The sequence below is a fragment of the Acetomicrobium mobile genome, assembly GCF_937920065.1.
Genome location: NZ_CALETC010000017.1, coordinates 21,184 through 34,817, shown reverse-complemented (window position 1 = coordinate 34,817; position 13,634 = coordinate 21,184). Strand labels below are relative to the sequence as shown.

Genomic DNA, 13,634 nt, shown 5'->3' with positions numbered 1-13,634 from the left:
ATATATTAATATATTATTACACTAGCCTGTCATCTGCTTCGGCATAAATTGCATAGCAACCGAAGCGTGGACTCATTACCCCGATAGTTTTTAAACTTTACCACTTTCCTCTTTAAGTTTTATGTAAAAAAGTAACTTTTCAAGCTCAACAAATATATCAACATTGTAAAGTATAACATGCTCCGGCACCGCCAATGCTGTTGGAGCAAAGTTCAATATTCCTTTAATCGAGGCGCTAGATGTCGCTTTATCTACGACGTCCTGAGCCGCAGATGAAGGCGTCGTTATTATCAAAACTTCTACGCCCTCGTCATTAAGTACTCGGGGCATCATTCCCACATCGTAACACGGAATATCGTGTATCTTGCGCCCAACTTTGTCAGGATCAATATCAAACAAAGCTACAATACGAAACTTCTCGCTTTCAAAAGCCTTATACCCGAGCAATGCCTCGCCCAGGTTGCCAATACCAATCATTGCTATCTTCCACGTTTTTGGTGGAGCAAATATGGAGTTTAAATGTTGGTACAACTTTTCTACGTCATAACCGACCCCCCTTTTCCCGATCTCACCGAAATAGGAAAGATCTTTTCTCACCTGACTCGCCTTTATTCCAAGTGCGTCCCCGATTTCTTGGGAAGATATTACCTTTTTGCCAGCCTCTCGGCAACGTTGAAGGTAGCGAATGTATTGCACTAACCTCTCAACCGTGGGTTCAGCTATTTTCATCTTTTTCTCCCCTTTCCACGAAAGGTGCATAGTCCGCTAAAGTTCGCGAAGCCGCCAAGGTCATCTGAAATGCGCAAAAGTTGATTGTATTTAGCAACCCTATCGATCCTAGCAGGCGCACCAGTCTTTATTTGTCCCACGCCCACAGCGACCGCCAAGTCGCTTATGAATGAGTCGTCCGTCTCCCCTGATCTATGTGATATTACGGCTGAATAAGAATGTTTAATAGCCATGTCTATGACCTCAAGAGTTTCAGTTAACGTGCCTATTTGGTTGAGCTTGATTAAGATTGAGTTGGCCATGCCTTCGGTTATTCCCTGCATTAGCCTTCGCGCATTGGTAACAAAGAGGTCGTCACCCACGAGTTGAACTTCATTTCCTAGGGCTTGTGTTAACAATTTCCATCCCTCGAAATCGTCTTCTGCCATCCCGTCTTCTATTGATACGATGTACGGATAAGATTTGCACAATTCTACGTAATATTCAACCAATTGTTCTTTATTATATTTTTTGCCCTCGCCCTGAAAGTGATAAAAACCATCTTCGTAAAGCTCGGATGCGGCCACGTCTAAGGCAAGGCTTACCTCATCTCCCGGTTTATATCCAGCAGCAATTATGGCTTCTACCAGGAGATCCAGTGCTTCTTTTGCTCCATTTAAATTCGGAGCAAAGCCTCCCTCGTCGCCAACAGAAGTATTCTTGTGCTTATCTTTTAACAGCTTCTTTAAAGAGTGATATATCTCCACTCCCATTCTAAGAGCTTCATTGAAGTTATCAGCTCCATGGGGAACGATCATGAACTCCTGTATGTCCAAGTCGTTATCCGCATGAGCTCCGCCATTTATGACGTTCATTAGAGGGGTCGGCAATGAAAATGGTCCCAATCCGCCTATATATCTCCAGAGAGGGAGGTCTCTTTCTAGCGCTGCTAACCTAGCTACTGCCAATGAAACCGCAAGAATAGCGTTTGCCCCTAAGTTGCTTTTATTCGGCGTACCGTCAAGTTCAATCATTATCTCATCAATTAGATTTTGTTCGGTGGGATCGAGGCCAATTATCTCTGGAGCTATTTTTTCATTGACATTTTCAACAGCCCTGAGTACTCCCTTTCCGCCATAGCGTTTATCTCCATCCCTTAATTCGACGGCTTCATGTTTACCGGTAGAAGCACCTGAAGGAACAGCAGCCCTCGCCATTAAACCTCTATCCAACCATACTTCCGCTTCTACAGTAGGATTACCCCTGGAATCTAAAATTTCACGAGCGTAAACGCCCACTATATGACCCATTTTAAAATCACCCCTTTCAAATACTATATTGTAGAATCGTCTAAACTTACTGAGCGTTCCTCTAAAATTGCGTAAGCTTCTTTCCCCTTTTTCACCATAATTTCATCGTCACAAAGAACCTCAACCTTTAAAATTCTTCTCGGGAAAGCTATTTCGATGACATCGCCCACCCGAACGACAGAAGAAGGCTTTATAGGTCTACCGTTAAGCCTTACCACACCAGCCTGTATCATCTCCTGTGCTACAGTGCGTCTTTTCACCATTCGCGAAATTTTTAAGTACTTATCTATCCTCATAAATTCATTTCCCCTGTCGTGATCTCCTGCATGAGTATAAATACAATGAGCGCATCGATCAACACAAAGGCTTTTAGTTTTGACTAAACTTTAGCTATAATTAACGCCTAAAAAGTTCAAGTCGAAAAGAGAAGCGTAAATGAAGTCGCTTTTACAAAAATCAAGTCGAGCAGAAAAAACACCTTTCTGCTCGACTTGATTTAATACAGCTCACACAGCAAAGCGAAGTGAAGCACCTATGCCATCATATTCTCTTAAAGGAGATTGTCCACCTATTACCAATACGTCCCCATTATCTCGCAACGTTTTGTAGATTAAAAGATCAATCAAATCTTCAATCTCTCCCATCTCGCCATGGCATAAAGGACATTCAACTTCATCGACCCCCAAAGCACCACACGATTGACACTGTTTTCCCGCAACGGGCTCATATTCGTCGATTAGAAGTTGATGCACAGCGAAAAGATTGGAGGCATAAACGACGCCCCTGAGCCCAGCAACTGCCAGTCCACCTTTCTCGTATTCGGTTATTATCTCTTCAACTAGCTTTGAGCTCTCTACCACAAAGGACTTTAAGGCATAAGACGTCACAGCCTCCACGACTACATGGGGTTGATCAGTTATGCCTAATTCTGCTAAGACATCGACAGGAATGTTAGTTACGATCTCCTTGATGAGGTCTGCTACAACGAGGGCATAATTTGAGTTTCCCCCAACTAATATCAAGGAATAATCTTCATCTTCGTAGAGTGCCCTAAGAGTAGCTGCTACATTTTTAAGATGGTTTTTAACGTGATTCTCCACATGCCTTTTAATCCGAGTCTCTTCAAGGCCATACCAACCAGCCGATTTTACTTTAGGAGGCACGTCTTCCTCTAAGGTCAAAAGTTTGTCTACAGTACTTGCATACACTCGGAAGAAATTTGCTCTCCTTGCCTCTACAACTGCCACGAGGGTAAGCTTGTGAGGGCATAGAGTTTCTATGAGTGGCGCCAAGAAGGGATGATCCGAGAACTTCACCTGATTTTTTACTGGAGTTGGAAGTTCTACAAATCGATAATAATCGCCCTGCAGATCAACAAAGCAAGCGATACCCTTGGCCTCACCTAAGCCTCCGTGAACCAGTTCCTCGTTGAGCCTGTTTAAAATAGAAGTGATTTTTTCACTATATTGTTTACAATCGCTCTCTCCGCAAAAAAGAGCTTCCTCTTCAATGGCCTTTTTTTGAAGGTTCTTCAGATCAATCGAAATTTCCTTGACGGATCTACGACTCCTGTCACAATCGATGTAAAAGGACATTAGCATCGATCTTCCTTCGCATTCTTTTAATAAAGTTTTCGCAACACTTTCAAACACTAATTTCACCTCCATTGTTATTAAAGATATTAGCAGCTCGACGCAAGATCATATAATTCTGCCTCTTCCAAAATTACAGCGATTTGCGCCATCATCTAACCGCAATCGTCATTCCAAATAATCCCGCAAACGCTTGCTCCTGCTCGGATGGCGCAACTTGCGAAGGGCTTTTGCCTCAATTTGTCTAATCCTTTCTCTAGTCACGTTAAAGCGCTTGCCAACCTCCTCCAAGGTATGGGCGCGCCCATCCTCCAAGCCAAATCGCAAACGCAACACCTCTCGCTCTCTTTCCGTTAACTCCCCGAGCATCTCTTCCAATTGCTCGCGCAACAATTGACCGGCAGTGGCTTCCTCGGGATTGGGTGAATCCTTGTCTTCTATAAAATCGCCAAGCTGACTGTCTTCCTCTTCGCCAATAGGAGTTTCAAGGGAAACTGGTTCTTGAGCTATTCTTTGAATATCTTCTACTTTCTCCGGCAGCAATTCTAGCGCTTGAGCGATTTCCTCTACGGTTGGTTCTCTTCCCAATTGTTGAACCAATTGCCTGGAAACCCGAATAAGTTTATTGATGGTCTCGACCATATGAACAGGTATCCTAATGGTACGTGCCTGATCGGCTATAGCCCTTGTAATCGCTTGTCTTATCCACCACGTAGCGTAGGTGCTAAACTTAAATCCCTTCCTGTAATCGAACTTCTCAACGGCACGTATCAAACCCAAATTACCCTCTTGAATCAAATCTAGGAAAGAAAGTCCTCTTCCAATGTATTTCTTAGCAATGCTTACGACAAGACGCAAATTTGCTTCGATTAACTTTTTCTTTGCTTCCTCGTCTCCGGCCTCTACTCTTTTTGCAAGCTCAACTTCTTCCTCCTTAGTAAGCAAAGGGATTTTCCCTATCTCTCGCAAATACATCCTCACCGGATCGGCAATTGAAACGCTTTCTAATTCAGTAAGTTCGCTTAAGTCTGCCTGCGGCAGTAATTCGGCCTGTTGAAGTTCCTGTATTTTTTCTTCGTCACGAACATCTATGCCCAACTCCAGAAGGTTAGAATATACACTATCCATTATCTCCGCTTCGCTTAAAGCCTCTTGTGGCAAATATTTTTCTAGGTCATCGTATGTGATGAACCCTTTTTGACGTCCCTCTTGTAAAAGCTCGCGAATGTTTTCGATAAGCTCTGCTATCTCCTGGGATTCCATTTCTTCGAAGTCCAGATCTTCCTGGTCCTCAATGGGCTCGTTATGTTCTTTTTCCTCGTCATCATCATTAGAGTTTCTTGCATTCGCATTCTTATTGCCGTTTTTATCATAATTTAATTTTTTTCTTTCTGCTGCAGTCATTTGTCTTCCCGTCCCCCTTTTAATGCGGAAGCTATTTTCTGCATCTCCTCAATTTCTTCGCGGGTTGCCTCGCCTTTCAACATTTTGGAATAAAGAACGTTATATCTCGATTTCATGGCTTTAGTCTTAAGGGAGCTTGAGATTACGTCAAAAATATCCACTCCCTCGTCAAACTGCTGGCAAAAGGCATTACCTAGCGCTAGGGCTTCCAATGGAAATCGATCCCCTGATTTTAGCCAACGCTCCTCCAGCTCTTCCGGGGATTCGCCATTTAATAACGCCGCTATTAGATTTTTTAATCGCACATCCTTTATTAAAGGAAATATGTGCTCTTCATCTAAGCCCCGTCTCTTTGCAGGATCATTCCACAAAAGCGAAAACAACGCTGCTTCTTGTGCGTCAGTTACGTGTTTCTTTTGTTTTTGTTGCTTTTGTCTATTTATATATACGCTGAAGTCGCCACGTTTCCCTTTTTTCTCTGTTCCCCTTTTCATATTTGCTTTGAAATCTAACAACATAGCCTCAAGCGCATATCTGGGAATCTCAAGCGCTGCTGCAATCTGAGACATAAAAGGAGCTAAATCCGGCAAAGGAATCCTTGAAAAACCCTCGAGCAACTCCTCAATCACTTTTTTTCGAACATTTAGATCCTTCAAAAACTCTTCTCTTATCTCAAGGTGGTACAAAGGAAGGGGGAGGCTCTTGCTCAAAAGGTCCTCGAAGGCGTTGCTTCCCTCTTTCTGCAAAAACTCATCGGGATCCACATTGGCTGGCAACGCTACTACCCTCACTTGCAAGCCCAACGACTGCAACAAATACATACCCCTTATTGCTGCTTCCTGCCCTGCAGTATCAGCATCGTAACAGACATAACAAGACCTTGCATATCGCCTTAACAACTCGCCCTGATTTTCCGTCAAAGCTGTTCCAAGCGACGCCACGGTTTCGTGAAATCCTGCCATGTGTAGCCTTATAGCATCCATATAACCCTCAACCAGAATTGCACGCCCCTTATTGCGCATGTCGTTTTTGGACAAATTAAGTAAATACAAACAAGAACCTTTATGAAACACCGGGCTCTCTGGAGTATTTATATATTTAGCACCTTCGCCCGAAATTGACCGACCTCCAAATCCTACTAGACGTCCAGTAACGTCTCTTATGGGAAAAATTATTCTGCCTCTAAACCTATCATATATGCCTCGCGGACCCTCAACCACCAAACCACACTCAACGGCAATCTTAGATGATATACCCATCCTTGAAAGAGAACGCCACAGGTAATCCCACGCTGGTGGAGCCCAACCAATTTCAAAATAAGGCCACCATTCTTTGGGCAAGTTCCTTTGTACTAAGTATCTCCTTGCTATTTCGCCTGCGGGACTTTCAAGGTAGTCACGATATATTTTGAGGGCCTTTTCCAAGACATCGCTAAAATTAGGATAGCTATCTTTTCTGGCTCTTTTTTCAACCTTCACACCGGCTCTCTTTGCAAGCAATTCGATGGCCTCGGTGAAACTAAATCCTTCTACGTCCATGACGAAAGATATAACATCTCCTCCTTTACCACAGCCAAAGCAATGGTAAAACTGCCTATCAGGCATCACATAGAAGGACGGTGTTTTCTCGCTATGAAAAGGGCACAGGGCCCTATAACCTTTGCCAGATTTATGTAGCTCTACATAATCTCCAACTACCTCCAGGATATCTACTCTTCTTTTTATTTCATCTATTTGAGTTTTATCCAAGGGTTATCCCTCCAAAAACTGAAAAGGGAGGGGTTAGACATCAGCCCTCCCGAAAAATAGCCCTTAACTACAAGAAATTTTTATGATATTAGATATGAATAGATAGCAGCATATCGCACTACATTAACAAAGGTGCCATGACCAAAGCTATGATTGACATTAATTTAATCAATATATTAAGGCTGGGACCAGCCGTGTCCTTGAAAGGATCTCCAACAGTGTCGCCAACAACAGCGGCAGCATGCGGAGGCGTTCCTTTTCCTCCTAAGTTTCCTTCTTCTATATATTTTTTCGCGTTATCCCAAGCACCCCCGGCGTTTGCCATAAATATTGCCAACATCACCCCTGTGACGATGGAACCGGCGAGTAGCCCGCCTAAAGCAGGGGCTCCCAGCACCAACCCAACGATTACCGGGGATAGTATGGCCATCATTCCGGGCACAATCATTTCTTTGAGAGCGGCCTTGGTGGATATATCGACGCAACGCTCATAATCAGGTTCTTGCGTTCCCTCCATAATGCCAGGCATCTCCTTAAACTGACGGCGAACTTCTTCGATCATGCTTTGAGCGGCCCTGCCAACGGCCTGAATTGCCCTGGAGCAAAAAACGAATGGCAACATGCCGCCGACAAAGAGCCCAATTAACACGCGTGCATCCATTAGATCAATGATCTTGAGCCCAACAGCACTGGCATATGCAGAAAAAAGCGCTATAGCAGTTAACGCTGCTGAACCTATGGCAAGGCCCTTGCCTACGGCAGCCGTCGTGTTACCAACGGCATCCAGCCTATCGGTAATCTTTCTTACTTCCGCAGGCAAATGACTCATTTCAGATATACCACCAGCATTGTCTGCTATTGGTCCGTAGGCGTCTACGCTCAAGGTCATTCCCGTGATGGCCAACATGCCTACTGCAGAGCAAGCGATGCCGTATAGGCCTCCGGATTGTACAGCAACAAAAATAGCTGCACATATGAGCAACACCGGCCACATGGTGGATTTCATGCCAACAGCTATCCCTGTTAAGATGTTAGTCGCATACCCCGTGATGGATGCATTGGCAATTTCCTTCACTGAACTATAAAAAGAGGAGGTGTATACTTCCGTAATATAGCCTATTGCTACCCCACAAATTACCCCCGCCAAGACAGACCAAAACAAAGCTAAGTCAGCAAACATGAACCGCGTTAGCAAGAAAGAACCGACGATCATCAAAATGCCAGTCGCAAAAGTGCCTTTCCTTAGCGCTAATTGAGGATCCCCTTTTTCTTTGATGCGCACGAAAAATGTACCTATTAGAGATGCAAGAATACCAACAGCCGCAAGTAACATGGGGAAGGTTATTCCCTTTCCTCCAAAGAGAGCCGCTCCTATCGCCATGGCTGCTATGATCGAATTAACATAGGATTCAAAAAGATCGGCACCCATTCCTGCTATATCGCCTACGTTATCGCCTACGTTATCGGCGATAACAGCGGGATTCCGAGGGTCGTCTTCAGGTATCCCAGCTTCCACTTTGCCCACCAGATCGGCACCAACGTCAGCTGCCTTCGTGTATATGCCGCCTCCCACGCGCGCGAATAGCGCTATGGAACTGGCGCCAAAGCCAAAAGCTGTTATTATATTTGGATCTTTATATAATATATAGGCAATTACTATACCCAAAACTCCAACGCCAACCACTGTCATCCCCATGACAGAACCGCCCCAAAAAGCAATCTTTAAAGCCTGATTCATTCCGCTCATTGCAGCAAAAGCGGTCTTACCGTTGGCTCGCGTCGCGACCTTCATTCCAAGAAAGCCCGAAATGCCGCTACAGAAAGCCCCCAATAAAAATGATACGGCGAGGGGGACTCCCAACTTCCAAGCAAGCAAGCAAGATACAACAATGACAAAAGGAACGAGAGCCCTATATTCCCTATAAAGAAAGGCCATGGCTCCCCTTTGAATGATGTTGGAAAGATAATTAATACGTTCATGATCGACCTTGTAATTATCGATATGATTAGTTATTAATATAGCATATAATAATGCTATTATACCTGCGCCTGCTGAAATCCACAACGCGTACCCGTTCATAAAAAGATCCCCCCATTTACGATAATTTCAAGCCCGCCTTTATCTGAAGGCGGGCGCATTAGATATTCGATCAAAGCGCTCCTAATTATAGGCAGGATGGACCATTTTTGCAAGGTCAATAGTCATCGATCATTTGCAAAAGAATGCTTTGAGACTCGCAAGATCTCATAATACAATTATATAGCAAGTATTTCAACGAAAATAACAAAAACGCCGAAGATCCCTTTCTATTTTATCTTTCTTGCTCTTTTATTACCAAAACAACATCCTTACTTTTTCCTTCTATGCCCTTTAAGGAACTCGTCATCCCTTTAACAGTACCTGCTATGAAGTCCATTGTGAAATCGTTCAATCCAATCTTCTGTCCACCCACATAGAGAACCACATGTTCCCTTTTTCTCCCCATTCTTTGTAAAATCCATTCAGCAAGCTTCTCTTCCTCGCAGGGTTGAAAATGAGGTAACTTTGGAAACAAGTTTTCCGGGCCATCGAAAACGGCAAAAATACCCTTTACATCGGCAGAGGGGTACTTCCCTCCAACCCATATTTTAGGAAGAGGCAACGATTTGCCACCTTCGACAAGGACGATGTCCTGTTGTGGGAAGAAGATTCTTTCTATATCGCGCAATGTAAAATCTTGTTTTAAAACCTCGGCCCTAATTCCATCTGCTCCCCACAGTAGGACCTTTATTCCTGCTCTAGCGATGAGACCACTATCAGTGTTTTCAGATGAAATTACGCTATCGTGACAATGTTTTATATATCCCACATCTAAACCTAAGCTTCCGCTTAGAATTTCGATCAATCTTTTACATAACGTTGTCTTGCCACTGCTTTTATGGCCACAAACTGAGACCATATAGGGCATGGTCCTCACCTCCAAAAACTAATCCGAGTACTCTCGTTTAGCCCTCCAAATCCTCCTGTAACAGTCAAGGAAAAATACGAACAAAGACAAAACTATTGGCCCTAAAAAAACGCCAAGGAAACCCCAAACGCTTATTCCACCGATCACACCCAAAAAGACCAGAAGAAAATGAACTTTGCTGCCTTCGGATATAAAGAGAGGCCGAATTAAATTGTCAATCGTGCTAACAACCAAGACAGCCCAGAAGGCCAATATCAAGCTTTCTTTTACGTTTCCAATTAAAAAAAGATACAAGGCGCCCGGGATGAGGACGAAGGGAGTGCCTACAAATGGAATCATGGCACATATAAAAAGAAACACACCGGCCAAGATGGGAGCTGGAAGCCCAACAAATACCCAACCAGCTACGCCCAAACACGCCTGAATTCCCGCTGTTAGAGTGGTGCCAATCACGACGGACTTCATCATCCTGGTAGCACTATCAAAAAGCGCCGCTCTTTCTTCTTTGGGCAAAGGCAATACATCATTCAAAAATTCTAACACTACATGACCATCCCGCAGCAAATAAAAAGTAGAAACAGAGATCACAAATAACTGATAGCACATCTTGAAAGCGTTGCCCAATAAACCTCTGGAAAAATCCCCTAACGACGAAGCCAAGTAGCTAACCGCACGATGTATTAAATCTTGTAAAAAGGCGGGGTCCTCTTTAATTCCAGCATATCGTATTAAGTGATCGGGTAGTTTCTTTACCAAACCAGACCATGCTGAAATCAAAACTTGCTGTATGGATTCAAGGTTATCGGATAAACTGGAGATAAACTTTATAGCCTCCTTTGCTAAAGATATCCCGATAAACCCCATGGGGACACAAAGCAGCAAAACGACACAGGTGGTAGAAACAAGGGACGATAAGTTTCTGTGTTTACCCCGAAACACTTTTTTATGCAATATTTCGTTCAATGGATATGAAATAAAAGAAAAGATGACAGCCCACATCAAAGGACGAATTATCGGCATAGTTATAAAGATGCCAAGTAAAGCCAATAAGGCAAAGACCAGCAAAAATGGCAAATATCCCCCTTGAGGCGATTTATGAACGAAAGAATCTTTCATGCTCATCACTCCTTGCCAAGGAACAACTGAAAGTATATCAAGTTTGAAACCTTATCGACGTATGTCAACCGCACCCTTACAACGTCACCTAAGCGAAAAACCTTGCCCTTGCGTCCCCTCAAACAAAGACCGTCTTCGTCGTAAAAAAATTGGTCATAAGGTTCAAGGCTTTCCACAGCGACGAACCCCTCCGCCGCATTATCAAGCTCGACGAACATCCCTCTCGGGGTCACCCAAGATATGACGCCATCGAAAATCTCCCCCACTTTACTCTCCATATATTCAGCAATTTTAATCTTAATGGAGATCCTCTCCGCTTCTTCCGTCTTTTCTTCCATTGCGCTGATGTAGGCCGAAAGGTTCGAAAGCTCTTGGACGCTAAAGGCACCCGGTGCCTCCCGATTCTTTTGAATCAAGGTGTGCACTATCCTATGAACAACTAAATCGGGATACCTTCTTATGGGTGAAGTAAAGTGTAAATAATATTTCAGAGCTAACCCAAAATGCCCCAAACACCTGGGATCGTAACGTGCCCTGGGCAAGGAACGCAAAACTAGAGTATGGACCAATCTCTTGCATGGTAGCCCTTCAACTCCTTTTAGCAGGCGATTTATAGCCTTGTTTGATGGACTTATTTTCTTTGTTTTCACTCCAATGGAAGAAAGAGTTTTTTTAAGCTGCATTACTTTCTCCACGTCTGGTTTTTCATGAACTCTATAGATTGTTAATGCACTATTACTAATTATATATTCCGCTATTACGCTATTGGCAAGTATCATGATGTGTTCGATGATGCGATGGGCAAATGTACGCTCAATGGCTCTTATATCGATTGGCGTCCCTTTCTCATCAAGTTCCACCTTCGTCTCCGGAAAATCGAACTCTATCATTCCCGCTTTTTTCCTTTTTTTGTATAGCATATTAGACAGAATTGCAAGGTGACTTAAGACCTTATCAGCCTCTCTTCCCAAGGTCTTTTTACCATCTAAAACTTCTTGGACTTCCTCGTAGGTCAGCCGCTTGCGGACACGTATCACGCTTGGTAAAATTTCATATTTCAGAAGGTCTCCTCTGCGATCTAACACCATTTCAACTGTAAGACACAACCTGTCCTCGTTCTCAATTAAGCTACATAGGTCAGAAGAAAGCTGGGGAGGCAGCATTGGAATTACCCTATCAACCAAATAAACCGAAAAACTCCTTTCTTTGGCCTCCATGTCAATGTAGCTATCGGGTCGAACATATTCCGATACATCCGCTATGTGAACTCCTAAACGCCAGCCTTCATCAATCTCTTCAATAGAAAGGGCATCGTCAAAATCCTTGGCATCCGAAGGATCTATGGTAAGAGTGAATTTATTTCTAAAATCTTTCCTTTCACCGGGAAAACGGCGAAGAGGAGAGGTGTTTTTTAAAGCTTCAGCCTCTGCGAGCACATCTTTCGGGAAATTGGATTTAATTTTATATTCTTCCATCAAAGCTAGCACTCGGACTTGGGGATCATCCTCATCGCCTAAAACTCTTAGCACCTTGCCTTCTCCGGGAAATGGGAACTGGGGATATTTTTTTATCGCAACGACGACAACAGCCCCATCCTTCAAAGCCTCGCCATCATCCAAAGTGAGAATAAAATTATATCGTCGATCTAAGGGAAACAATAGCGGGACACCGTTTCGACACCTCGTTATGCCTACGATCTCAGTGATACCCCTTGACAGTACTTTTTTTACCTTGCCATATAACCTATTTTTCTGATAGTTTTTACTTATAACTATCTTAACTTCGTCTCCATGGATGGCACCGCCCATATCTTCTTCGGCTATATAAATATCGGGCAACCTCTTATCCCTGGGACGGACAAAACCAAAGCCCCTAGGGTTAAGCTCCAGTTTGCCTATAGCAATATTCCTTCGAGGGGATATTCTGCGTCCCCTTCTTTTAGTCCTTCTGGTATATTTCATTTTGACGCCACTAATGCAGCTGCTAAGCCCGCTCCGACACCATTATCGATGTTTACTACTACCACTCCGCCACTGCAGGCATTGAGCATGGAAAGTAAAGCTGCAAGTCCGCCAAAACTTGCACCATAACCAACAGAGGTTGGAACGGCAATGACAATGGACGAAACTAAACCAGCCACGACGCTCGGAAGAGCACCCTCCATACCAGCGACTACCACTATCGCGCGCGACTTTCTAATATCTGGAAGCAGAGGAAATAATCGATGTATGCCAGCTACGCCAACATCACAAAATCTCTTCACCTGACAACCTGCAAATTCCGCAACATCAGCCGCTTCCTCAGCTACCGGCTTATCAGAGCTCCCAGCAGCGATTACGGCAACTTCGCCCCGTTTTTGAGGAGGCTCAAAGCGACACAGGGACAACCTGGAATCCTTGCGATATTCTATATTTGAAATATAGCCCTTCAATAACTCATGCTTATCCATTGATATACGGCTAAAGATAGCATTTGAGCGGTTCCTGGCAATGCTTTGTGCTATCTTTATCAATTGTTCGTCAGACTTGCCAGGAGTATATATAATTTCACCGATTCCTCGCCTTATAGATCGATGCCAATCTAATTTGACATCTCCGAGATCTTCGTAGGGTAATAAAGATAAATTCTCCATGGCCGTATCTACGTCAATTTTCCCATTTTCTAGCAATTCCAAAATACGCCGTAAGCTATTTTGCATTTCCATGGCTCTCGTTCCCTCTTTCTCGTCCCGTTTTATCTATCACTATTATAAATTATAAAGGGCTATGGCACTTAAGCCATAGCCCTTTATAATCAACGCGGTTTTTT

At 43.7% G+C, this 13,634-nt stretch carries 11 protein-coding genes; all 11 read right to left on the bottom strand.

Annotated features, from left to right (window positions below; translation table 11 throughout):
• Positions 1-90 precede the first annotated feature (90 nt).
• On the bottom strand, positions 91-729 hold the full coding sequence (locus Q7P41_RS00560; protein WP_303881235.1) for a redox-sensing transcriptional repressor Rex: 639 nt from the start codon (positions 727-729) through the stop codon (positions 91-93).
• On the bottom strand, positions 726-2,018 hold the full coding sequence (gene eno, locus Q7P41_RS00555) for a phosphopyruvate hydratase (RefSeq protein ID WP_303881232.1): 1,293 nt from the start codon (positions 2,016-2,018) through the stop codon (positions 726-728). The genes Q7P41_RS00560 and eno overlap by 4 nt, the downstream gene beginning before the upstream one ends.
• 23 nt (positions 2,019-2,041) lie before the next feature.
• On the bottom strand, positions 2,042-2,314 hold the full coding sequence (locus Q7P41_RS00550) for an RNA-binding S4 domain-containing protein (RefSeq protein ID WP_303881230.1): 273 nt from the start codon (positions 2,312-2,314) through the stop codon (positions 2,042-2,044).
• Between the two features lie 210 nt (positions 2,315-2,524).
• Complete coding sequence (locus Q7P41_RS00545) at positions 2,525-3,670, bottom strand: hypothetical protein (protein WP_303881227.1); 1,146 nt, start codon at positions 3,668-3,670, stop codon at positions 2,525-2,527.
• Between the two features lie 108 nt (positions 3,671-3,778).
• Positions 3,779-5,014, bottom strand: a complete 1,236-nt coding sequence (gene rpoD, locus Q7P41_RS00540; protein WP_303881225.1) for an RNA polymerase sigma factor RpoD — start codon at positions 5,012-5,014, stop codon at positions 3,779-3,781.
• The gene (gene dnaG / locus Q7P41_RS00535; RefSeq protein WP_303881222.1) at positions 5,011-6,762 is read right to left on the bottom strand and encodes a DNA primase; all 1,752 of its coding nucleotides are present in this window, start codon (positions 6,760-6,762) and stop codon (positions 5,011-5,013) included. The genes rpoD and dnaG overlap by 4 nt, the downstream gene beginning before the upstream one ends.
• Positions 6,763-6,880: 118 nt before the next feature.
• A complete protein-coding gene (locus tag Q7P41_RS00530; protein ID WP_303881219.1) occupies positions 6,881-8,842 on the bottom strand; it encodes a sodium-translocating pyrophosphatase in 1,962 nt (653 codons plus the stop codon).
• Between the two features lie 232 nt (positions 8,843-9,074).
• Positions 9,075-9,710, bottom strand: a complete 636-nt coding sequence (locus Q7P41_RS00525) for a molybdopterin-guanine dinucleotide biosynthesis protein B (protein WP_303881216.1) — start codon at positions 9,708-9,710, stop codon at positions 9,075-9,077.
• Between the two features lie 18 nt (positions 9,711-9,728).
• Positions 9,729-10,826, bottom strand: a complete 1,098-nt coding sequence (locus tag Q7P41_RS00520; RefSeq protein WP_303881214.1) for an AI-2E family transporter — start codon at positions 10,824-10,826, stop codon at positions 9,729-9,731.
• A gap of 5 nt (positions 10,827-10,831) precedes the next feature.
• A complete protein-coding gene (rnr, locus tag Q7P41_RS00515) occupies positions 10,832-12,787 on the bottom strand; it encodes a ribonuclease R (RefSeq protein ID WP_303881212.1) in 1,956 nt (651 codons plus the stop codon).
• Positions 12,784-13,530, bottom strand: a complete 747-nt coding sequence (gene larB / locus Q7P41_RS00510; protein WP_303881209.1) for a nickel pincer cofactor biosynthesis protein LarB — start codon at positions 13,528-13,530, stop codon at positions 12,784-12,786. The genes rnr and larB overlap by 4 nt, the downstream gene beginning before the upstream one ends.
• Between the last annotated feature and the right edge of the window lie 104 nt (positions 13,531-13,634).